This is a genomic window from Curtobacterium sp. 18060 (genome assembly GCF_902706105.1).
GTDB lineage: Bacteria > Actinomycetota > Actinomycetes > Actinomycetales > Microbacteriaceae > Curtobacterium.
Genome location: NZ_CACSJV010000003.1, coordinates 85,677 through 107,076 on the forward strand (window position 1 = coordinate 85,677; position 21,400 = coordinate 107,076).

The following is a 21,400-nucleotide window of genomic DNA, read 5'->3' on the forward strand; positions in this document are numbered from 1 at the left end:
GATGCGCCGTTAGCGTCGCCGCATGTCTGCAGCAGCCCTCGCCCCGTTCCCGACCGAGCTCCGCGTCGGCGTCCCCGACTGGCTCCGCGACGCGCAGGCCGCTGCTCCGGAACACCTCGGCACCCGTGCGGAGCGGTTCGCGCTCGTGAACGCCCTCGCCGAACGGAACGTCGAGGAGGGCACCGGCGGTCCGTTCGCGGCGGCCGTCGTCGACGAGGACACCGGCGCGGTCGTCGCCCTCGGGGTGAACCTGGTGCTGCACACCAACCTGTCGTCGATGCACGCCGAGGTCGTCACCCTCGGACTCGCACAGGCTCGGACGGGGGCCTGGAACCTCGGCCGTGACGTCGGCCACCGGCGTGTGCTCGTGGTGAACGCCCAACCGTGCGTGATGTGCCTCGGGGCCCTGCTGTGGTCGGGGGTCTCCGCGCTGGAGTTCGCCGCCGACGGAGCCACGGTCGAGCGGATCACGGGCTTCGACGAGGGCCCGGTGCCGGGTGACTGGCGCGAGCAGCTCGTTGCTCGGGGGATCGACGTGCACCAGGAGCACAGCACCGGTGCCGAGACGGCGCTCGAGCGCTACCGCGACCTGGTCGAGTCCGGTGCCACCGCGCGCTACAACGGCAGCGGCGCCTGACCCGGCGTCAGCGCAACACCCGCCGCGTCCGTCGCCACCACCACTTGACCTGCATCGACACGGTGAGGACGCCGGTCCGCTGCCATTCCCGGAACTCCGCGACGGTGGCTCCGTTGTCCCACGCGAAGAGCACGTCGTCGTCCGCGTCCACGTCGGGCGCATCCGGCAAGGGTCGCAAGATCGGCATCAGGTGGACTCCTCTTCCTCAGGGTGGACGTGATCGGCGGCGGTTCGCCTCCGGAGTGCACGAGTGGCGAGCCGTCGGTCCGCCTTCGACCACCACCGTACGGTCTCGAGTTCCCGGAGCACAGTTCTCGAAATGTCGTATGCACCGCCGCCTCGTGGCTGGGCGAGCGACCAGGTGAACCGCTTCCAGGCGTGTTCTCGATCGGTCGTCCGCCGGCTCTGGAACGCCCCGAACCAGCTGACGACCGCCGCCACGATCGCCGCGCCGGCGGCGATGCACGCCGCGACCAGTGCTGTCTCCATGGGGCAAGCCTGCGGCAGTGCGCGCGACCCGACGCGACACGCGAGCCGACCTGTGGATGCCGGACCGCGCCTCCCGGCCTGTGCACGACAACCGGCGCACCCGGCGGACCCAGCAGCGGGGAGCAGACTGACGACGTGCCCAACCCACCCCGACTGAGCGACCTGTCCGGATCGCAGGAGGCCGACACCGGCACCCTCCGGTCCCGTGGCCGCCGGTTCACCGAACTGCTGTCGATCGCGAGACGCCACCGCCTCGTCCCGTTCCGTCGCCTCGACTTCTCGCACGACCCGGCCACCTCCGACCTGCGCCGCAGCCAGGCCGAGCACCTGCGCCGTGCGCTCGAGGAAGCGGGCGGCGGGTTCGTGAAGATGGGCCAGCTGCTCTCCACCCGCGACGACCTGCTACCGGAGGAGTGGACCGAGGGACTCGCCCACCTGCAGCGCAACGTCACCGCCGCCCCCGCCGACCAGGTGCTCGCCCTGCTCGAACAGGAACTCGGCGCACCGGTCGACCAGGTCTTCGCGTCCTTCGACCCGGTGCCCGTCGCCGCGGCCTCGATCGCCCAGGTCCACCGCGCCGGCCTGCCCGACGGCACCGCGGTCGCGGTCAAGGTGCAGCGTCCCGGCATCGACGCCGCCGTCCGCCGCGACGTCGACATCGCGCTCCGTGTCGTCCGATTCATGGCGCGATGGTCGACCGAGGCCCGGCAGGTCGGCGTGCAGGACGTGGCCGCGCAGTACGCCGACGACCTGGTCCGCCAGGTCGACTTCGTCTCCGAGCTGCGGAACCTCACCGCCCTGCGTGCCGCACAGGCCCGCAGTGCCCGTCCGGACGAGGTCCGGTTCCCGGACCCGTACCCGGACCTGTCCGGGCGCCGCGTGCTCGTGATGGAGTTCCTGGAGGGCGACACGCTCAGCGCGATCCGCGCCGAGCGCGCGGACCGCGACCTCGACGGCCCGATGCGCGCGATCCTCCGCGCGTTCCTGCGACAGGTCGTCTTCGACGGCTTGTACCACGCCGACCTGCACCCCGGGAACGTCCTGGTGCTGCCCGACGGGCGGCCCGCGTTGATCGACTTCGGATCGGTCGGGAGGCTCGACCCGACCCTCCGGGACACGGTCCAGGACCTGCTGGTCGCCTACCTGCAGGACGACACCTCGCGGATCGCCGATGCGGTCCTGCGGATGGCACCGGTGCGCGACGCGCACGACGAGCCCGACTTCCGTCGGGACATCGCGCGCTTCGTCGCGGACGAGCTCGGACCGGGCGCGCGCATCGGCGTCGAGACGGTCGACGACGCCGTCGAGGTGTTCGGGCGGTACCGGCTCAAGGCGCCGCCGGACTTCGTCGCGGCCGCGCGGGCGCTGGCGATCTTCGAGGGCACGCTCCGCACGCTCGCGCCGTCGTTCGACCTGCTCGAGGAGTCCCGCGGGCTCGCCCGTGAGCAGATCACCGACCAGCTGCGCCCCGGCAAGCTGCGCGACCTGGCGGCGAAGGAGCTGATCGGCGTCGTCTCCGCGGCCCGACGACTGCCCCGCCGGGTCGACCGGATCGGCGAGGCGATCGAGACGGGCAAGTTCACCGTCAACATCCGGCTCTTCGCGGACCGCCGCGACCGCGAGCTCGTGTCCGGCATGATCCGGCGCATCCTGCTCGTGCTGCTCGGCGCCGGTGCCGGGATCCTGGCGATCGTCTACCTGGCACTGCCCGCCCGACCGGACGCGGCGATCTCGACCGCGGTGGCCGGGGTACTGCTCGGGGGAGCGGCCGTGGTGCTGCTCGGCTGGGCGGCGATCGACTCCTGGCGCGCCCGGCGACGGCGCTGATGGCGACGGGCGGGCGTCCGCTACACTCGTCCGGGGCCAGCGCGGCCCGAAGACCTTTCACAACACGACCGAACGGGACACCGAAGACTCATGGCCAGTACCACTGACATCAAGAACGGCGCCGTTCTCATCATCGACGGCCAGCTGTGGTCGGTCGTGGAGTTCCAGCACGTCAAGCCCGGCAAGGGTGGCGCGTTCGTCCGCACCAAGCTGAAGAACGTCGTCTCCGGCAAGGTCGTCGACCGCACCTTCAACGCCGGCGCGAAGATCGACACCGCCGTGGTCGACCGCCGTGACTACCAGTTCCTCTACGAGGACGGCGACTCGTACGTGTTCATGGACACCGACACCTACGACCAGATCCCGGTCTCGGCGACGGTCGTCGGCGACGCGAAGAACTACCTGCTCGAGTCCGCGATGGTCACCATCGCGATGAACGAGGGCAACCCGCTCTACGTCGAGCTCCCGACGTCGATCGTGACCGAGGTCGAGACCGAGCCGGGCCTGCAGGGCGACCGCTCCTCCGGTGGCACCAAGGACGCGACCATCATCGCGACCGGCCACCGCATCCAGGTCCCGCTCTACCTCGAGAGCGGCACCACGGTGAAGATCGACACGCGCGACGGCAGCTTCCTCGGCCGCGTCAACTCCTAGGCGACGTCCGTATGAGTGCTCGTTCGAAGGCCCGCAAGCGCGCCCTCGACATGCTGTACGTGGCCGAGGTGCGTGAGCTCCCGATCACGGACGTCCTGGCGACCGAGACCGTCCGTCACCTGGACCAGCCCGAGCGTGCCTCGAGCTGGGACTACGCACGGCAGATCGTGACGGGCGTCGACGACGCCCGCCACGAGATCGACTCCGTCATCATCGACCACGCCCAGGGGTGGTCGATCGCCCGGATGCCGGTCCTCGACCGCTGCATCCTGCGGATGGCCGTCTGGGAGCTCCGGTTCAACCCGGAGGTGCCGGACGCCGTCGCGATCGCCGAGGCCGTCGAGCTCGCCCAGTCGCTCTCGACCGAGGACTCCGCGGGCTTCGTGAACGGTGTCCTCGGAGCCGTCGCCGGCGGTCGTGCACCGTCCGGTCGGACGGTCGCAGGGGACCAGGAGTCCCGCTAGGCTTGTGCACGTCAGCATCCTTTAATGCCGTCCAGTGAGGCGGGGAAGGGGGTCGACGTGGGTACCAGAACGGTCCTGCAGCAACCCGACATCACGCGCGCTCTGACGCGCATCGCACACGAGATCCTCGAGGCCAACCACGGCGGCTCGGACCTCGTCCTCCTGGGCATCCCGACCCGGGGCGCCGTGCTCGCCGAACGGCTGGGCCGCGTCCTGGCGGACATCGAGCCCGAGTGGCAGTCCGCGCGGGCCGGCATCGGATCCGAACGGGTCGGCACGCTCGACGTGACCATGCACCGGGACGACCTCGGGCACGGCATCGGTCGTGCCCCGCACCGCACGGTGATCCCCGCCGGCGGCATCGACGGCAAGGTCGTCGTGCTCGTCGACGACGTCCTGTACTCCGGTCGCACGGTCCGGGCAGCGCTCGACGCCCTGCAGGGGATCGGCCGGCCGCGCGCCGTCCGGCTCGCCGTGCTCGTCGACCGCGGCCACCGCGAGCTGCCGATCCGCGCGGACCACGTGGGCAAGAACCTGCCGACCGCCTCGGACGAGCGGGTCACCCTGCACCTGTCCGAGACCGACGGCGACGACACCGTGTTCATCGAGCAGGGGGTGGCGTGATGCGGCACCTGCTCTCCACCGCCGACCTGTCGCGCGACCAGGCCGTGCACATCCTCGACGTCGCCGAGGAGATGGCCGAGGTCAACACGCGCGAGGTCCGGAAGCTCCCGGCCCTGCGCGGCAAGACCGTCGTGAACCTGTTCTTCGAGGACTCGACCCGCACGCGCATCTCGTTCGAGGCCGCGGCGAAGCGCCTGTCGGCCGACGTCATCAACTTCGCGGCCAAGGGCTCGAGCGTCTCCAAGGGTGAGTCCCTCAAGGACACCGTGCAGACCCTCGGCGCGATGGGCATCGACGGCATCGTGATGCGGCACGGCGCGTCCGGTGCGCCGCGCGTGCTCGCCGACGCCGACTGGATCGACGTCCCCGTGGTGAACGCCGGCGACGGCACGCACGAGCACCCGACGCAGGCGCTGCTCGACGCCTTCACCATGCGCCGTCGCCTGCACGGTGCCGGCTCACGTGGACAGGGCCTCGACGGTGTCAGGGTACTGATCGTCGGCGACGTGCTGCACAGCCGCGTCGCCCGGTCGAACGCGTGGCTGCTCCGGACCCTCGGCGCGAGCGTGACCTTCGCCGCACCGCCGACGCTCCTGCCCGCCACCACGACCCCGTTCGGGGCCGCGGTGCACCACGACCTCGACGCCGCCCTGGCCGAGGACCCGGACGTCGTCATGACGCTCCGGATCCAGCAGGAGCGGATGGACGACGCGTTCTTCCCGAACCCGCGCGAGTACACGCGGCACTGGGGCCTGACGGCTGCGCGGTTCGCGCGACTGTCCGAGCGCACACTGATCATGCACCCCGGTCCGATGAACCGCGGGCTGGAGATCGCCGGCGTCGCTGCCGACGACCCCCGTTCCACCGTGGTCGAGCAGGTCGAGAACGGCGTCTCGGTCCGCATGGCGGTCCTCTACCTGGCCCTGACCGGCACCGAACCGAAGGAGTCCGCAGCATGACCGCTCACCTGATCCGCGGCGCGCAGCTGGTCGACGGCTCGCGCGCCGACATCCGACTGCAGGACGGCCGCATCACGGCGATCGGGTCCGGTGTGGACGCGAGCGGTGCCACGGTCGTCGACGCCGACGGGCTCATCGCCCTGCCGGGTCTCGTCGACCTGCACACCCACCTGCGCGAGCCCGGTCACGAGGAATCCGAGACGGTCCTCACCGGCTCGCGCGCCGCGGCGGCGGGAGGCTTCACCGCCGTCAACGCGATGGCGAACTCGAGCCCGGTCGCCGACACCGCCGGGGTCGTCGAGCAGGTGCAGGCACTCGGCGACGACGCCGGCTACGTCACGGTCCGCCCGATCGGAGCGGTGTCGCAGGGGCTGCAGGGCACGCACCTGTCCGAGATCGGTGCCATGGCGACGAGCAGGGCGAAGGTCCGGGTCTTCTCGGACGACGGCTCGTGCGTGTCCGACCCGCTCCTCATGCGCCGCGCACTCGAGTACATCAAGGGCTTCGGCGGGGTGCTCGCGCAGCACGCGCAGGAACCCCGACTCACCATCGGCGCGCAGATGAACGAGGGCCGCCTGTCGTCGGAGCTCGGGCTGGCGGGCTGGCCGGCCGTGGCGGAAGAGGCGATCATCGCCCGCGACGTCCTGCTCGCCGACCACGTGGGCGCGCGGCTGCACGTCTGCCACGTGTCGACCGCCGGCAGCGTCGAGGTGATCCGCTGGGCCAAGTCCCGCGGCATCGACGTCACCGCCGAGGTCACCCCGCACCACCTCGTGCTCACCGAGGACCTCATCGCCGGGCACGACGGCGCCCCCGGGTACGACGCCCGCTACAAGGTGAACCCGCCGCTCCGGGCCCGCGAGGACGTCGACGCCCTCCGCGCCGCCCTGGCCGACGGCACCATCGACATCGTCGCGACCGACCACGCACCGCACACCGCCGAGGCGAAGTGCTGCGAGTGGCCGGCGGCGGCGAACGGCATGGTCGGCCTCGAGTCGGCGCTGAGCGTCGTGCAGTCCGCCGTCGTCGCGTCGGGGCAGCTCGACTGGGCCGACGTCGCCCGGGTCCTGTCCGAGGCGCCGGCACGCATCGGTCAGGTCGAGGGCCACGGTCAGCGCATCACCGAGGGCGCGCCCGCCGAGATCACGCTCTACGACCCCACGGCCAGCCGCGAGTTCGCGGTCGCCGACCTCGCCGGACAGTCGCAGAACTCGCCGTACCTCGGCATGACGCTGCCCGGCCGGGTCGTCGCCACGTTCCACCTGGGCGCGCCGACGGTGCTCGACGCCCGCCTCGTCGACGCCGACACCGTCGCCGCGCACGCCGCGGCGCTCCGGACGGGGGCGCGCGCATGAGCGGCGACGCCGCGCGCTGGTTGCTCGGCGGGGTGATCCTGCTCGCGGTGGCCGCGCTGTTCGTCGCCATGGCGCGCACCTGGCGGACGCGGACCAGGAAGCAGGCGGAATCCGTGCCTCCCGTCCCCGTCCCCACCACGATCGGACCGGAAGTCGGGTCCTGGGACGGTTTCTCCGTCGCGACGACCCGTGCCGACCAGCCGCTGGAACGCATCACCGCCGGCGGACTCGGGTTCCGGGGTCGCGGCGGCGTGCGCGTCCACGCGACCGGTGTGGTCCTGCGACTCGCCGGCGCGGACGACCGCTGGATCGCACGTGCTGCGGTCCGCGGGGCCGACCGCTCGACGTGGGCGATCGACCGGGTGGTCGAGCCCGGGGGACTGGTCCGTCTGCGATGGACGGCGACCGGCGCCGCAGGTGCGACGGACCTCGACACGTACTTCCGGTTCCCGGAGGGCGACGCAGCCGCGCTGCTCGCCCTGCAGGGACTGACCGAGACCGGGCCGCAGGCGACTGCGGCCGATGCCCCGCGAACCGCGGGCGAAGGGAAGAAAGCATGACACGCGAACGGGCCGTCCTGGTCCTCGAAGACGGCACCCGGTACGACGGCTGGGCCTACGGCGCCCGCGGGCGCACGCTCGGCGAGGTGGTCTTCGCGACCGGCATGACCGGCTACCAGGAGACGCTGACCGATCCGTCCTACGCCGGCCAGATCGTGGTGCAGACCGCGCCGCACATCGGCAACACCGGGGTCAACGACGAGGACCCCGAGTCCCGTCGCATCTGGGTTGCCGGGTACGTGGTGCGCGACCCCAGCCGCGTGGTGTCGAACCACCGCGCGAATGCGTCGCTCGACGACCACCTGGTGCGCGACGGCATCGTCGGGATCTCCGGCATCGACACCCGCGCCCTCACGCGCCGGATCCGCGACGCCGGCGCCATGAAGGGCGGCGTGTTCAGCGGCGCCGATGCGCAGCTGTCGGAGTCGGAGCAGCTGGACGCCGTCCGGTCGCAGGCCACGATGGCCGGCGCGAGCTTCTCGGCGATCGTGTCCACCCCGGAGACCTACGTGGTGCCCGCCGAGGGCGAGCAGATCGGCCGGCTGGCCGTGCTCGACCTGGGCGTGAAGGCGTCGACCACCCGCTACCTCGCCCAGCGCGGGTTCGAGGTGCACGTCGTCCCGCAGGACATCTCCGCGGCGGCGCTCGAGGAGCTCGCACCGGACGCCCTGTTCTACTCGAACGGCCCCGGCGACCCCGCCGCGTCGGACGCCCAGGTCGAACTGCTGCAGGGCAGCCTGCGGACCGGGCGCCCGTTCTTCGGCATCTGCTTCGGCAACCAGCTGCTCGGCCGCGCGCTCGGCTTCGGCACCTACAAGCTGCCCTTCGGGCACCGCGGCATCAACCAGCCGGTGCTCGACACCACCACGGGCAAGGTCGAGATCACGAGCCAGAACCACGGCTTCGCGGTCGACGCTCCCCTGGGGCAGGTCCTCGAGTCGCCGGCCGGGTTCGGCCGCGTCGAGGTCTCGCACTACTCGCTGAACGACGACGTGGTCGAGGGCCTGCGGGCGCTCGACGTGCCCGCGTTCAGCGTGCAGTACCACCCCGAGGCCGCCGCTGGTCCGCACGACAGCATGTACCTCTTCGACCGGTTCGCGGACCTGGTGCGCGCGCGACGTGACGGGGAGCCGCTCGACGCGGCCACCGCCGACGCGACCACTCCCGCAGCAGACATCACCAAGGAAGCGAACTGATGCCCAAGCGCGCAGACATCAACTCCGTCCTCGTCATCGGTTCCGGCCCGATCGTCATCGGTCAGGCCGCCGAGTTCGACTACTCCGGCACCCAGGCGTGCCGTGTCCTCCGCGCCGAGGGCGTCCGGGTCATCCTCGTCAACCCGAACCCGGCGACGATCATGACCGACCCCGACTTCGCCGACGCGACCTACATCGAGCCGATCACGAACGCGTGCCTCGAGGAGATCATCCGCATCGAGAAGCCGGACGCCGTCCTGCCGACGCTGGGCGGCCAGACCGCCCTGAACGCGGCGATCGCGCTCGACGAGGCCGGCATCCTCGAGAAGCACGGCGTCGAGCTCATCGGTGCCAAGGTGGACGCCATCCAGCGCGGTGAGGACCGCCAGCTCTTCAAGGAGCTCGTGCTCGAGTCCGGCGCCGACGTGGCCCGGAGCCACATCGCCCACACGCTGGAAGAGGCGAAGGAGTTCGCGAAGGACCTCGGCTACCCGCTCGTCGTCCGCCCGTCCTTCACCATGGGTGGTCTCGGTTCGGGCTTCGCGTACGACGAAGCCGAGCTCGTCCGCTTCGTCGGCGACGGGCTGCAGTCCAGCCCGACGACCGAGGTCCTGCTCGAGGAATCGATCCTCGGCTGGAAGGAGTACGAGCTCGAGCTGATGCGCGACAACTACGACAACACCGTCGTCATCTGCTCCATCGAGAACGTCGACCCGGTCGGCGTGCACACCGGCGACTCGATCACCGTCGCCCCGGCGCTCACGCTCACCGACCGCGAGTACCAGAACATGCGCAACATCGGCATCGACATCATCCGTCGCGTCGGTGTCGACACCGGTGGTTGCAACATCCAGTTCGCCGTCGACCCGTCGAACGGCCGCCTGATCGTCATCGAGATGAACCCGCGCGTCTCCCGCTCGTCGGCGCTGGCCTCGAAGGCCACGGGCTTCCCGATCGCGAAGATCGCCGCGAAGCTCGCCATCGGGTACCGCCTGGACGAGATCCAGAACGACATCACGAAGGTGACCCCGGCCAGCTTCGAGCCGACGCTCGACTACGTGGTCGTGAAGACCCCGCGCTTCGCGTTCGAGAAGTTCCCCGCGGCGGACGCCACGCTCACCACGACGATGAAGAGCGTCGGCGAGGCGATGGCCATCGGCCGCAACTACGCGACGGCGCTGCAGAAGTCGCTGCGCTCGCTCGAGAAGCGCGGCTCGAGCTTCCACTGGGACACCCCGGCGTCGGAGCTCGACAAGGACGCCCTGCTCGCGAAGTCGTCCATCCCCACCGACGGCCGGATCGTCACGGTGCAGCAGGCCCTGGTCGCCGGCGCCACCGCCGCCGAGGTCTTCGAAGCCACGAAGATCGACCCGTGGTTCATCGACCAGATCGTGCTCATCAACGAGGTCGCCGCCGAGGTCGCGGCCGCCGACGAGCTCGACGCGGACACCATCCGCTGGGCCAAGGAGCACGGCTTCAGCGACACCCAGATCGCGGCGCTGCGCAGCACCCCGGAGCACCCGGTCAGCGAGCAGCAGGTCCGCGACCACCGGCACGCCCTCGGCATCCGCCCCGTCTTCAAGACCGTCGACACCTGCGCCGGCGAGTTCCCGGCCCTGACGCCGTACCACTACTCGTCGTACGACGCCGAGACCGAGGTGGTCGCGAGCGACCGCAAGAAGGTCGTCATCCTGGGCTCCGGCCCGAACCGCATCGGCCAGGGCGTCGAGTTCGACTACTCCTGCGTGCACGCGTCCTTCGCGCTGAGCGACGCCGGGTTCGAGACGATCATGATCAACTGCAACCCCGAGACGGTCTCCACCGACTACGACACCTCGGACCGCCTGTACTTCGAGCCGCTCACGGCCGAGGACGTCCTCGAGGTCATCGAGGCCGAGGCGGCGTCGGGTGAGCTCGTCGGCGTCGTCGTGCAGCTCGGCGGGCAGACCGCCCTGGGCCTGGCGAAGCCGCTCGAGGCGGCGGGGATCCCGATCCTCGGCACCAGCCCGACGGCGATCGACTCCGCCGAGGAGCGCGGCCAGTTCTCCGCCATCCTCGACGCCGCGGGGCTGCTCGCGCCGCGCAACGGCACCGCCCACGACCTGGCGAGCGCGACCGCCGTGGCCGAGGAGATCGGCTACCCGGTGCTCGTCCGCCCGTCCTTCGTGCTCGGCGGCCGCGGCATGGAGATCCTGTACGACTCCCCGTCGCTCGCCGACTACTTCGACCGGATGGCCGACCAGGCGATCATCGGCCCGGAGCTCCCGCTGCTCGTCGACCGGTTCCTGGACGACGCGGTGGAGATCGACGTCGACGCGCTCTTCGACGGTGAGCGGCTCTACATCGGCGGCATCATGGAGCACCTGGAAGAGGCCGGCATCCACTCCGGTGACTCCGCGTGCACCCTGCCCCCGGTCGGACTCGGCCGCGCCGAGATCCAGGGCGTCGTCGACGCGACCGAGAAGATCGCCCGCGGCATCGGCGTGCAGGGCCTGCTCAACGTCCAGTTCGCCATCGGCGCCGGCGTGCTCTACGTCCTCGAGGCGAACCCGCGCGCCAGCCGCACGGTCCCGTTCGTCTCGAAGGCGCTCGGCATCGCGCTGGCCAAGGCCGCGTCGCGCATCATGACCGGCACGAGCGTCGACGAGCTCGTCGCCGAGGGCATGCTGCCGGCCCGCGACGGGGCGTTCGTCCCGATGGAGGCCCCGGTCGCCGTCAAGGAGGCCGTCCTGCCCTTCCGCCGCTTCCGCACCCGCGAGGGCCAGGTCGTCGACTCGGTGCTCAGCCCCGAGATGCGCTCCACCGGCGAGGTCATGGGCATCGACCGCGACTTCCCACGGGCGTTCCTCAAGTCGCAGGACGCCGCGTACGGCGGCCTGCCGACCAGCGGCACGGTCTTCGTGAGCGTCGCGGACACCGACAAGCGCGCCATCGTGCTGCCGGTGCACCGCCTGCAGCAGCTGGGCTTCACGATCATCGCGACCGAGGGTACGGCGGAGATCCTCCGCCGCAACGGCATCGAGGTCGGCATCGTTGGCAAGTACAGCCAGGGCGGCGAGAGCGTCGTCGACCTGCTGACGCGCAACGAGGTCGACATCGTCATCAACACGCCGTCGGGTGCCGCCGGTCGTGCGGACGGGTACGAGATCCGTGCGGCCACGGTCGCAGCGGACAAGCCGCTGTTCACGACGATCGCGCAGATCGGTGCGGCGGTCGCGGCGATCGAGACGATCGGCACGCCGCTCAACGTCCGGAGCCTGCAGGACTACGCGCGGGAGCGCGCCACCTGGTGAGCGAGGGGCGTACGGGAGGCCCGGCCTCCTTCGGTGATCGGCTCGCGTCCGCGATGCGCGAGCGTTCACCGCTCTGCGTCGGCATCGACCCCCACGCCACCACCCTGGCGGCGTGGGGGCTCGGTCGCGACGAGCAGGGACTGGCCGCCTTCGGCGCGGCCCTGGTCGACGCGGCCGCCGGCCGCGCGGCGATCGTGAAGCCGCAGATCGCGTTCTTCGAGGCGGCGGGGGTGGCGGGCTACCGCGCGCTCGACGCGACGATCCGTCGTGCACGTGATGCGGGCCTCCTGGTCGTCGCCGACGTGAAGCGGGGCGACATCGGGTCGACCGGTGACGACTACGCACTCGCGTGGCTCGACCGTGACGGGCCGTTCGCGGCCGACGCGATGACGGTGTCGCCGTACCTGGGCTACGGCTCGCTCAGCGGGACGGTCGACGTCGCTCGGCGGAACGGTGCCGGGGTCTTCGTGCTCGCCGCGACGAGCAACCCGGAGGCGCGGGTGCTGCAGACCGCGGTCCTGGCGGAGGGCCCGCGTGCCGGGCGGTCCGTGGCTGCCGGTATCGTCTTGGACGTGGCAGACGACAACCGGGCCGCGGGCGACCAGGCCCTCGGCGACGTCGGGCTCGTGCTCGGCGCGACCCTTCACCTCGACGACTTCGGCATCGACGCGGACGCGATCGGCACCGCGCCGGTGCTCGCCCCGGGCTTCGGTGCCCAGGGCGCCCGGATCGAGGACCTCCGTGCGCTGTACGGTGCGCGCGCCGAGCAGGTGCTCGTGAGCGAGTCGCGCGGTCTGCTGACCGACGGTCCGGACGGGGTCGCGGCACTCGTGTCCGACCGCGCCGACCGGATCCGCGCGGCACTCGGGGCCGCAGCATGACCGCCGACGGTGACCGCACCGACGGCGACCGCACCGAAGGCGACCGCACCGAAGGCGACCGCACCGACGGCACCGAACTGCCGGCCCACCGCACGCCACCGGAGGTCGACCGCGTCGCGGCGGCCCAGGCAGCGGTCGCCGCGCGACGCGCCCGGGCCGCGGTGAAGTCCCAGGTCGCGTCGGGGGAGCGCTCGGCACTCGAGGTCGCTCGATCGGCATGGGACGACGCCCTCGTCGACACGACCTCGGCGGAGCGCTCGCTCCGGGTGCGCGACCTGCTCGTCAGCCTGTCCGGCATCGGTCCGGCGCGTGCCGAGTCGATCATGGGCACCCTGCGCATCGCGCCGTCGAAGCGCCTCGGGGGCCTCGGCACCCGGCAGCGCACGGCCCTGGCCGACTGGCTCGCCGCGCGCGGTCGCAAGCGCGGTGCCTCGAAGCTCGTCGTCCTCGCCGGGCCGACCGCCGTCGGCAAGGGAACGGTGAGCGCGTACATCCGCGAGCAGTACCCGGACGTGAACCTCAGCGTCTCCGCCACGACCCGGAAGCCCCGCCCGGGCGAGGTCGACGGCGTGCACTACTACTTCGTGGACGACGCCGAGTTCGACCGGATGATCCGCGAGCGCGAACTGCTCGAGTGGGCCACGGTGCACAACTCGTACCGGTACGGCACCCCGCGGCCGCCGATCGACCGAGCGCTCGACGCCGGCGAGCGGGTCATGCTCGAGATCGACCTGCAGGGTGCTCGCCAGGTCCGTGACGCCATGCCCGAGGCCGTGCTCGTGTTCCTGCTGCCCCCGACGTGGGAAGAACTGGTGCGTCGACTCATCGGCCGCGGCACCGAGTCGCCCGAGGAACAGGCGCGTCGACTCGACACCGCGAAGGTCGAACTGGCCGCCCAGGACGAGTTCGACGTCCGCATCGTGAACTCCGATGTCGGCACCGCGGCACGACAGGTCGTAGACTTGTTCTCTGCGCCCTGACGGGTGCACCGACGACGAGGAGACTCCATGGCCAACCCCCAGGGCATCATCGACCCGCCCATCGACGACCTGCTCAGCAAGGTCGAGTCGAAGTACGCGCTCGTCATCTTCGCTTCCAAGCGCGCGCGTCAGATCAACGACTACTACGCCGACCTGCACGAGGGCTCGCTCTTCGACAACGTCGGCCCGCTCGTCGACTCGACGATCGACGACAAGCCGCTGTCCGTGGCTCTCCACGAGATCAACGAGGACAAGCTCACCGTCACCAAGCAGCAGCAGCCCTCCGACTGATCCCGGTGACTGCAGCTGCTCTGCGCCTCTTCACGTCCGAGTCGGTGACCGAGGGGCACCCCGACAAGATCTGCGACCAGATCTCGGACAGCATCCTCGACGCACTGCTCACGGTGGACCCGCACGCTCGGGTCGCCGTCGAGACGATGGTGACGACCGGCCTCGTGCACGTCGCCGGCGAGGTCACGACCTCGGGCTACGTCGAGATCCCCAAGCTCGTCCGTGACGTCATCACGGGCATCGGCTACAACTCGTCGGACGTCTCCTTCGACGGCGCCACGTGCGGCGTCGAGGTGTCGATCGGTGCGCAGTCGCCGGACATCGCGCAGGGCGTCGACGAGTCGCTCGACTCCCGCACCGGCGCGGTCGACCCGCTCGACCGTCAGGGTGCCGGCGACCAGGGCATCATGTTCGGCTTCGCGACGAACGAGACCCCCGAGTACATGCCGGTCGCGATCTGGCTGGCGCACCGCCTGGCCGAGCGTCTGGCCGCCGTGCGCAAGTCCGGCGAGCTGGCGTTCCTGCGCCCGGACGGCAAGACGCAGGTCACCGTCGGTTACGACGGCGTCGTGCCGAAGACCGTCGAGACCGTCGTCCTGTCGACGCAGCACTCGCCGAGCGTCACGCTGGAGCAGCTCACCGCCGAGATCACCGAGCACGTGATCCGTCCGGTGCTCGACCTCGTCGACCTCGACTCCTCGCACGTCGACGTCATCGTCAACCCGACGGGTCGCTTCGAGATCGGTGGCCCCCAGGGCGACGCCGGACTCACCGGCCGCAAGGTCATCGTCGACACGTACGGCGGGGCCTCCCGTCACGGTGGCGGCGCGTTCAGCGGCAAGGACCCGTCGAAGGTCGACCGCTCGGCGGCGTACGCGCTGCGCTGGGTCGCGAAGAACGCGGTCGCCGCGGGCCTCGCCGACCGGATCGAGGTGCAGGTCGCCTACGCGATCGGCCGCGCGAAGCCCGTCGGGCTCTACGTCGAGACCTTCGGCACCGGACACGTCGACGACGCCACCATCGAAGCCGCGATCCGCCAGGTCTTCGACCTGCGTCCGGCCGCGATCATCCGCGACCTCGACCTGCTCCGTCCGATCTACGCGCACACCGCGACGTACGGACACTTCGGCCGCGAGCTCCCCGGGTTCACCTGGGAGCAACTCGACCGCGTCGAGGAACTCCGCGCCGCCGCAGGGCTCGTCACCGCCGCCGTCTGAGGCACCGCGTGACCACCGTCGCGCGCGTCGTCCTCGACTCGCCGCTCCCGCAGTTGGACCGTCTGTTCGACTACCGGGTGCCGGCCGAGCTCGAGGACGACTGCGTGCCGGGCGTCCGGGTGAAGGTCCCGCTCCGCACCGGGGCCCGGATGTCCGACGGCTACGTCGTCGAGATCGTCGACGAGGGCGACTACCCGGGTGAGCTCAGCGCGATCGAGACCCTGGTGTCACCTGTCCCGGTCCTGGCGCCGGAGATCTGGAAGCTCGCCCGCGCCGTGGCCGACCGTGCCGCCGGTGTGGCGTCCGACGTCCTCCGTCTGGCCGTGTCGACCCGCCAGGTCCGCGCCGAGAAGGCCTGGCTCGCGCGGGACACCTCGTGGTCGCCGCCCCCGGTGTCCGCACCGCCGGTGACCGGCTACACCCCGGGCATGCTCGAAGGCGTGATCGCCGAGCACGATCGCGCTGCGGTCGCGGCCGTTCCCCACCCGGTGGCGCTGGCCGGGCCCACCAGCGACGAGGGCGACGGCGACTCCGATCCGATCTGGGTGCCCGGCTGGGCCGCCACCCTCGCCCAGGCCGCCGCACACACGCTGGCGAGTGAGCAGTCCGCCGTCATCGCCGTCCCCGACTTCCGCGACGTGATCGACCTCGAGCGCGCGCTGCTTGCAGTGCTGCCGCCGGAACGGGTCGTGCGCTTCGACGCCAAGCAGACGAACGGGCAGCGGGCCAAGGCGCTCCTGCAGGCGCGGACGCACCCCGTCGTCGCGATCGGCAACCGGACGGCGGTGTACGCACCGGCCACGGATCTCGGGCTCATCGCGATGTGGGACGACGGCGACGCCTCGTTCATCGAGCAGCGCGCGCCGTACGTGCACACGCGTGACGTCGCCCTCGTGCGGGCGGCGCAGTCGGGCGCCGCACTGCTGTTCGTCTCGCACGCCCGCAGCACCGACGTGCAGCGGCTCGTCGAACTGCACTGGCTGCAGGACGTCACGCCGTTCCGGGTGAAGACCCCGAAGGTCATCCCGACCGTGCAGCAGACCTCGGCCGAGGGGTACGCCGCGCAGGCACGCATCCCGAGCTCTGCCTGGCGTGCCGCGCGCGAGGCCAGCCAGCACGGCCCGGTGCTCGTGCAGGTCGCGAGCCCCGGGTTCGGCACCGGACTCGTCTGCGCGGAGTGCGGTGAGCGGGCGCACTGCCGGATCTGCGGCGGTCCGCTCGGCAGTCCGCACCGCGGTGCCACGCCGCAGTGCCGGTTCTGCGGTGCCCTCGCGGTGGGGTTCCGCTGCCCGACGTGCGGCAACGGCACCGTGAAGCCCGTGGGACAGGGCGCCCAACGCACCGCGGACGAACTCGGGCGGGCGTTCCCCGGCACCCGGATCGTGGTGGCCGACGGCTCACGCCCGCTCGACGAGGTCCCCGCGCGGCCCTCCGTCGTCGTCGCGACCCGTGGCGCCGAGCCGAGCGTGCCCGGGGGCTACGCGTGCGTCCTGCTGCTCGACGGCGAGAGGATGCTCGCGCGCGAAGGACTGCGCGTGCAGGAGGACGTGCTCCGGTTCTGGACGAACGCCGCCGCGAAGGGCGCTCCCGGGGCCGAGGCGTACCTGGTCGGCATCGGCGGCAAGCTCGCGACCGCGATGGCGCTCTGGCGGCTCGACGGTCCCGCGCACGACGAACTCACCGACCGGCGTGAGCTGCACTTCCCGCCGGCGGTCCGCGTGGCGACGATGACCGGCACCGACGAGGCCGTGACCGCCGCGGTCGAGGCCCTCGAGGGGGCGACCGCGGGCCCGGTGCTCGGCCCGGTCCCCGTCGAGGACGACGCCCTGCCGGGCACGGTCCGGGCGATCGTGCGGTTCCCGTACGCCCACGGTGCCGAGGTCGCGGCGACCCTGAAGGCCGAGGTCATCCGGCGGTCGTCGACCCGGCGGGTGCTGAAGGGCGGCAACCGGCGTCGGGCGGCACCGACGCTGCGGGTCCGGCTCGACGACGCCGAACCCTTCAGCGAGGTCTGACCGCACCGGCCGGCGGGGCGGGGCTTCCGTGGCGGAGCTGCGCCGCGCCTCCCGGGCCGTGTGCGTTCGCATCTTGCGACGTTCCACGCGTCGATCACCTCGTGTTCTGTCGGCCGATGCGCACGCACCCGATGCGTGTGCACCTTCCGACGATCCACGCGTCGATCGACGAGTGGTTCGTCGCGAAACGAGTCCGCCGCGCCGCAGCGTCAGGCGCGCACGGCCCGCCCACCGACGCGCGGCAACGCCACGCCGAGTGCGACCATCCCGACCGCGAGCACGAGGTGCAGCCAGTTGTCCGCCCAGTTCAGCGGCACGAAGTTCGCGCCGAAGGAGTGCCCCGCGGTGAACAGCCCGTAGACCCAGAGCACGAAGTAGACGACCCCGCCGAGCACCAGGTACATCCGCGACCCGGTGGCGTACCCCGCCGCGAGCACCCCGACGACCCCGAACAGCAGGTGCACGACGTTGTGCAGCACCGACACCTGGAAGACCCCGAGCAGCATCGCCATCGACCCGTGGCCGGCACCCGCGAGCGAGCCGGACGTCAGCCCGGGCACGAACCCGGCGATGCCGACGAGCAGGAACACGACGCCGACGAGCAGCGCGACCTTCTGGATGCTGGACCCTGCGAAGCGGTCGGTGGACGTGGTGACGTCGGACATGGGAACCCCTCTCGTACTGTGCCGCAGACCGTACCCACCCGGCGCGGGCCCGGTTCGGGTCAGTCCACCGAGCGCGCGCGTGGGAGGATCGAACCCATGCGTCTCGTCGTCGCCGGCAGCCCCGCTGCGGCCGTCCCCACCCTCCGCCGTCTGGCGGCGTCCGACCACGAGATCGCCGCGGTCCTCACGCGTCCGCCGACACCGCAGGGCCGGAAGCGCGTCCTGACGCCGACACCGGTCGCGCAGGTCGCCGCGGAGCTCGGACTGCCCGTCATCGAGGCGAGCCGCGTCGACGACGACGTCACCGCGCGCATCGCTGCGCTCGACGTCGACCTCGGTGTCATCGTCGCCTACGGCGCGTTGCTCCGCCGTCCCGCGCTCGACGCCCCGCGCCTCGGCTGGGTCAACCTGCACTTCTCCGACCTGCCGGCGTACCGCGGCGCGGCGCCGGTCCAGCGGGCCGTGATGGCGGGGGACACCCGCACCGCCGCGTCGGTCTTCCAGCTCGTCGAGGCGCTCGACGCCGGCCCGGTGTTCGCGGCGGACCCGTTCGAGATCGACCCGGAGGCGACCGCCGGCGAGGTCCTCGCCGCCATGGCGGAGTCCGGCGCCGAGACCGTCGCCCGGGTGGTCGACGCCATCGCCGCCGGCACGGCCGTCGCGACCGAACAGACCGGCGAGCCGACGCTCGCGCCGAAGACGACCATCGACGACGGGCGCATCGACTTCGGTGCTCCGGCGACGGTCGTGCACGCCCGTCTGCGCGGCGTCACCCCCGAGCCCGGCGCGTACGCCCACCTCGGCGAGACCCGCGTGAAGCTGCTCCGCAGCAACCGCCTGACAGGAGGCCCCGCGGACCCCGCCCCGCAGCTCGCGCCCGGTGCGCTGGCACTCCACGGCGGTCGGCTGCTGATCGGGACCGGTGACACTCCGCTGGCGCTGCTCGAGGTGCAGCCGGCCGGCAAGAAGGCGATGGACGCCGCTGCCTGGGCCCGTGGCCTGGGCGAACTGGACGGGAAGGTCCTCGCATGAGCCAGCCGACGAACACCCGGGGCGCCCGCCGCGGTCCCCGCCCCGCGAACGCCCGTCGTGTCGCGTTCGACGTGCTCCGCGCCGTGCAGGTCGACGACGCGTACGCGAACCTGCTGCTGCCGACACGCATCCGTCGTGCCGGCCTCACCGCGCGCGACGCCGCGTTCGCCACCGAGCTCACCTACGGCTCGATCCGGATGCTCGGTCGCTACGACGTCATCATCGCGCTGGCGTCGGGTCGTCGGCCGGAGAACATCGAGGCCGACGTCCTCGACGTGATGCGGCTCGGCGCCCACCAGCTGCTCGCCATGCGCACCCCGACGCACGCCGCGGTCGACGCCACGGTCGAGCTCGCCCGCGAGGTCGGTGCCCGCCGTGCCACCGGCTTCGTCAACGCCGTGATGCGCAAGATCGCCGCGCGTACCGACGACGAGTGGGACGCGCAGATCACCGAGGGCCGTGGCGGCGACGCCCTGCTCGCCACGCGGTGGTCGCACCCGGTCTGGGTCGTCTCGGCACTGCGCGACGCCCTCGCCGCCGAACGCTCCCGCGACGAGCTCGCCGCCCTGCTCGCCGCCGACAACGCCGCGCCCCGGGTGCAGCTCGCGGCGCTGCCCGGGCTCGCCACCGACGAGGACATCGCCACCGCGACCGCGCGCACGGTGCCCGACGAGGACGACGACGCCGACGCCGACGACGACGCCGATGCCGCGTTCGCCGACGCGACCGGCGCGGCCGACGTGCCAGCGGCCCTGGTGCCCGCCGACGACGAACCGGAGGCCGACGGCGCGACCGGCACCGTGCCTCCCGTCCGGACCGCCGACCCCGTGCCGGCCGCTGATGCCCTGCCGGTCTCGCCCGTCGGGATCCGCGGCATCTCCGGTGACCCCGCGCGCGTGCCGGGCGTCGCTGCCGGGCGCCTGCGCGTGCAGGACGAGGGTTCGCAGCTCGCCGCCCTCGCGCTGAGCCGGTCGTCCGCGGTGCGCGAGGGCGAGCGCTGGCTCGACATGTGCGCAGGCCCCGGCGGTAAGGCCGCGCTGCTCGCCGCCGAGGCGCAGCAGGGCGGCGCGACCCTCGTCGCGAACGAACTCGTGCCTGCACGTGCCGGACTCGTGCGGAACGCCCTCGGGGTGTTCGGTGACCACGTCCGCGTCGTCGAGGGCGACGCCCGGCGCTACGGCCGCGACGGCACCGGGATGACCTTCGACCGCATCCTGCTCGACGCGCCGTGCACCGGCCTCGGCGCCCTGCGTCGGCGTCCGGAAGCGCGCTGGCGGAAGACCCCCGAGGACGTCCAGGAACTCGCGGTGCTGCAGACCGAGCTGCTCGACGCCGCGGTCCGGGTGCTCGCACCGGGTGGGACGCTCGCGTACGTGACGTGTTCGCCGCACCTGGCCGAGACGCGTGGCCAGGTCGACGCGCTGATGGGGCGGCACGGGGGAGTCCTCGAGCAGCTCGACACCGCGACGATCGTCCGGGGGGTCGCCGCGCGCGACCCGGAGATCGCGGACGGCAACACGGCGCAGCTCTGGCCGCACCGGGTCGGCACCGACGCGATGTTCATCGCGCTGTTCCGTCGCGTGGGCTGAGCGCGTCGCCCGGCGTTTAGGCCGCTCGCCGGTAGGCGCTGCCGTCGCAGGTGTGCACGGCCGTGTCGTCGAACAGCGCCCGCAGGTTGTACGCGGCGCAGTCCCGGAACGTGCCGATGCTGATCCACCGCGCCGACCGGCGGAGCTCGCCCTTCGTGGGACCGTCCGAGCCGATGCCGGCCCGGTGGACGGTCCAGGCGATGTCCTGCGCGTCGGCGTCGAGGTAGCGCATCACCGCCTCGTTGTCCGCGTGCTGGCCGCGGTAGTCCCGCGCGATCGTCGACCGGACGACGCGGAGCACGGGGGCGAGCCGCTTGCCGGGAGGGGCGCTCAGCCCGCCGGCCTGGTACAGCAGGCGCCGGGTGCCGTTCCGGCGCATGGCGGGGACGAGGGCGCGGACGAACTGCGTGTTGACGGGGCGCTCGCGTTGCGCGGTGACGTCCCCGAGCATCACGACCACGCCGGTCACGCCGTCGAGCAGCGCGTCGAGGTCGAGGTCGTCGGTGACCGAGCCGCGCACGACCTGCAGGTCGTCGTGCTGGACGGCCAGCTTCGACGGCGTCCGTGCGACTGCTCGGACTCGGTGACCGGCGTCGAGCGCGAGTCGGGTGAAGTGCTGGCCGGTCTGGCCGGTCGCGCCGAACACGAGGAGGGTCTGATCTGCAGGCATCT

Annotated in this window: 21 protein-coding genes; 17 read left to right on the forward strand and 4 right to left on the reverse strand. The window is 72.2% G+C overall.

What is annotated here, in order from left to right; translation table 11 throughout:
- Positions 1-22: 22 nt before the first annotated feature.
- Positions 23-637 carry a deaminase gene (locus GVL05_RS02895; RefSeq protein WP_131920070.1) on the forward strand — a complete coding sequence of 205 codons (615 nt, stop codon included), beginning with the start codon at positions 23-25 and terminating at the stop codon, positions 635-637.
- Between the two features lie 7 nt (positions 638-644).
- On the opposite strand, the gene GVL05_RS02900 is transcribed toward GVL05_RS02895, so the two are convergent.
- Both GVL05_RS02900 and GVL05_RS02905 read right to left on the reverse strand, forming a co-directional pair.
- Complete coding sequence (locus GVL05_RS02900) at positions 645-824, reverse strand: hypothetical protein (RefSeq protein WP_123937793.1); 180 nt, start codon at positions 822-824, stop codon at positions 645-647.
- Complete coding sequence (locus tag GVL05_RS02905; protein ID WP_131846504.1) at positions 824-1,126, reverse strand: hypothetical protein; 303 nt, start codon at positions 1,124-1,126, stop codon at positions 824-826. Before GVL05_RS02905 ends, GVL05_RS02900 begins: the two co-directional genes overlap by 1 nt.
- Positions 1,127-1,261: 135 nt before the next feature.
- Between GVL05_RS02905 and GVL05_RS02910 the strand changes: the two genes are divergently transcribed.
- The 14 genes from GVL05_RS02910 to GVL05_RS02975 all read left to right on the forward strand — a co-directional run bounded on the left by GVL05_RS02910 (position 1,262) and on the right by GVL05_RS02975 (position 17,442).
- On the forward strand, positions 1,262-2,953 hold the full coding sequence (locus GVL05_RS02910; protein ID WP_159571148.1) for an AarF/ABC1/UbiB kinase family protein: 1,692 nt from the start codon (positions 1,262-1,264) through the stop codon (positions 2,951-2,953).
- Positions 2,954-3,043: 90 nt separating this feature from the next.
- The gene (gene efp, locus GVL05_RS02915) at positions 3,044-3,607 is read left to right on the forward strand and encodes an elongation factor P (RefSeq protein WP_111083909.1); all 564 of its coding nucleotides are present in this window, start codon (positions 3,044-3,046) and stop codon (positions 3,605-3,607) included.
- Positions 3,608-3,618: 11 nt separating this feature from the next.
- Positions 3,619-4,071, forward strand: coding sequence for a transcription antitermination factor NusB (gene nusB, locus GVL05_RS02920; protein WP_123294314.1), 453 nt, complete (start codon positions 3,619-3,621; stop codon positions 4,069-4,071).
- A 24-nt stretch (positions 4,072-4,095) separates the two neighbouring features.
- Entirely contained in the window at positions 4,096-4,695 is a 600-nt protein-coding gene (pyrR, locus tag GVL05_RS02925; protein ID WP_111083911.1) for a bifunctional pyr operon transcriptional regulator/uracil phosphoribosyltransferase PyrR, read from the forward strand.
- Positions 4,695-5,654, forward strand: coding sequence for an aspartate carbamoyltransferase catalytic subunit (locus tag GVL05_RS02930; RefSeq protein WP_111083912.1), 960 nt, complete (start codon positions 4,695-4,697; stop codon positions 5,652-5,654). Before pyrR ends, GVL05_RS02930 begins: the two co-directional genes overlap by 1 nt.
- A complete protein-coding gene (locus tag GVL05_RS02935; RefSeq protein WP_159571151.1) occupies positions 5,651-7,009 on the forward strand; it encodes a dihydroorotase in 1,359 nt (452 codons plus the stop codon). The genes GVL05_RS02930 and GVL05_RS02935 overlap by 4 nt, the downstream gene beginning before the upstream one ends.
- Positions 7,006-7,569, forward strand: coding sequence for a hypothetical protein (locus GVL05_RS02940; protein ID WP_123294318.1), 564 nt, complete (start codon positions 7,006-7,008; stop codon positions 7,567-7,569). Before GVL05_RS02935 ends, GVL05_RS02940 begins: the two co-directional genes overlap by 4 nt.
- Positions 7,566-8,765 carry a glutamine-hydrolyzing carbamoyl-phosphate synthase small subunit gene (gene carA, locus GVL05_RS02945; protein WP_123671707.1) on the forward strand — a complete coding sequence of 400 codons (1,200 nt, stop codon included), beginning with the start codon at positions 7,566-7,568 and terminating at the stop codon, positions 8,763-8,765. Before GVL05_RS02940 ends, carA begins: the two co-directional genes overlap by 4 nt.
- The gene (gene carB, locus GVL05_RS02950; RefSeq protein WP_159571154.1) at positions 8,765-12,058 is read left to right on the forward strand and encodes a carbamoyl-phosphate synthase large subunit; all 3,294 of its coding nucleotides are present in this window, start codon (positions 8,765-8,767) and stop codon (positions 12,056-12,058) included. The genes carA and carB overlap by 1 nt, the downstream gene beginning before the upstream one ends.
- A complete protein-coding gene (pyrF, locus tag GVL05_RS02955; RefSeq protein ID WP_327785629.1) occupies positions 12,055-12,939 on the forward strand; it encodes an orotidine-5'-phosphate decarboxylase in 885 nt (294 codons plus the stop codon). The genes carB and pyrF overlap by 4 nt, the downstream gene beginning before the upstream one ends.
- A gap of 77 nt (positions 12,940-13,016) precedes the next feature.
- Positions 13,017-13,919 carry a guanylate kinase gene (gene gmk, locus GVL05_RS02960; RefSeq protein ID WP_111084160.1) on the forward strand — a complete coding sequence of 301 codons (903 nt, stop codon included), beginning with the start codon at positions 13,017-13,019 and terminating at the stop codon, positions 13,917-13,919.
- A gap of 27 nt (positions 13,920-13,946) precedes the next feature.
- Entirely contained in the window at positions 13,947-14,210 is a 264-nt protein-coding gene (rpoZ, locus tag GVL05_RS02965) for a DNA-directed RNA polymerase subunit omega (RefSeq protein ID WP_114849971.1), read from the forward strand.
- Between the two features lie 5 nt (positions 14,211-14,215).
- Positions 14,216-15,427: a methionine adenosyltransferase gene (metK, locus tag GVL05_RS02970; RefSeq protein ID WP_159571157.1), complete on the forward strand. Its 1,212-nt coding sequence runs from the start codon at positions 14,216-14,218 to the stop codon at positions 15,425-15,427.
- An 8-nt stretch (positions 15,428-15,435) separates the two neighbouring features.
- Positions 15,436-17,442, forward strand: a complete 2,007-nt coding sequence (locus tag GVL05_RS02975; RefSeq protein ID WP_159571160.1) for a primosomal protein N' — start codon at positions 15,436-15,438, stop codon at positions 17,440-17,442.
- Positions 17,443-17,651: 209 nt separating this feature from the next.
- Here GVL05_RS02975 and GVL05_RS02980 read toward each other — a convergent pair whose 3' ends face one another.
- Complete coding sequence (locus tag GVL05_RS02980) at positions 17,652-18,107, reverse strand: DUF4383 domain-containing protein (RefSeq protein WP_159571163.1); 456 nt, start codon at positions 18,105-18,107, stop codon at positions 17,652-17,654.
- Between the two features lie 96 nt (positions 18,108-18,203).
- Between GVL05_RS02980 and GVL05_RS02985 the strand changes: the two genes are divergently transcribed.
- Positions 18,204-19,139 (forward strand): methionyl-tRNA formyltransferase, encoded by a 936-nt coding sequence (locus tag GVL05_RS02985; protein ID WP_159571166.1) that lies wholly within the window; start codon positions 18,204-18,206, stop codon positions 19,137-19,139.
- Complete coding sequence (locus GVL05_RS02990; RefSeq protein WP_235035816.1) at positions 19,136-20,728, forward strand: RsmB/NOP family class I SAM-dependent RNA methyltransferase; 1,593 nt, start codon at positions 19,136-19,138, stop codon at positions 20,726-20,728. Before GVL05_RS02985 ends, GVL05_RS02990 begins: the two co-directional genes overlap by 4 nt.
- A 16-nt stretch (positions 20,729-20,744) precedes the next feature.
- On the opposite strand, the gene GVL05_RS02995 is transcribed toward GVL05_RS02990, so the two are convergent.
- Positions 20,745-21,398 carry an NAD(P)-dependent oxidoreductase gene (locus tag GVL05_RS02995; protein WP_131846512.1) on the reverse strand — a complete coding sequence of 218 codons (654 nt, stop codon included), beginning with the start codon at positions 21,396-21,398 and terminating at the stop codon, positions 20,745-20,747.
- Between the last annotated feature and the right edge of the window lie 2 nt (positions 21,399-21,400).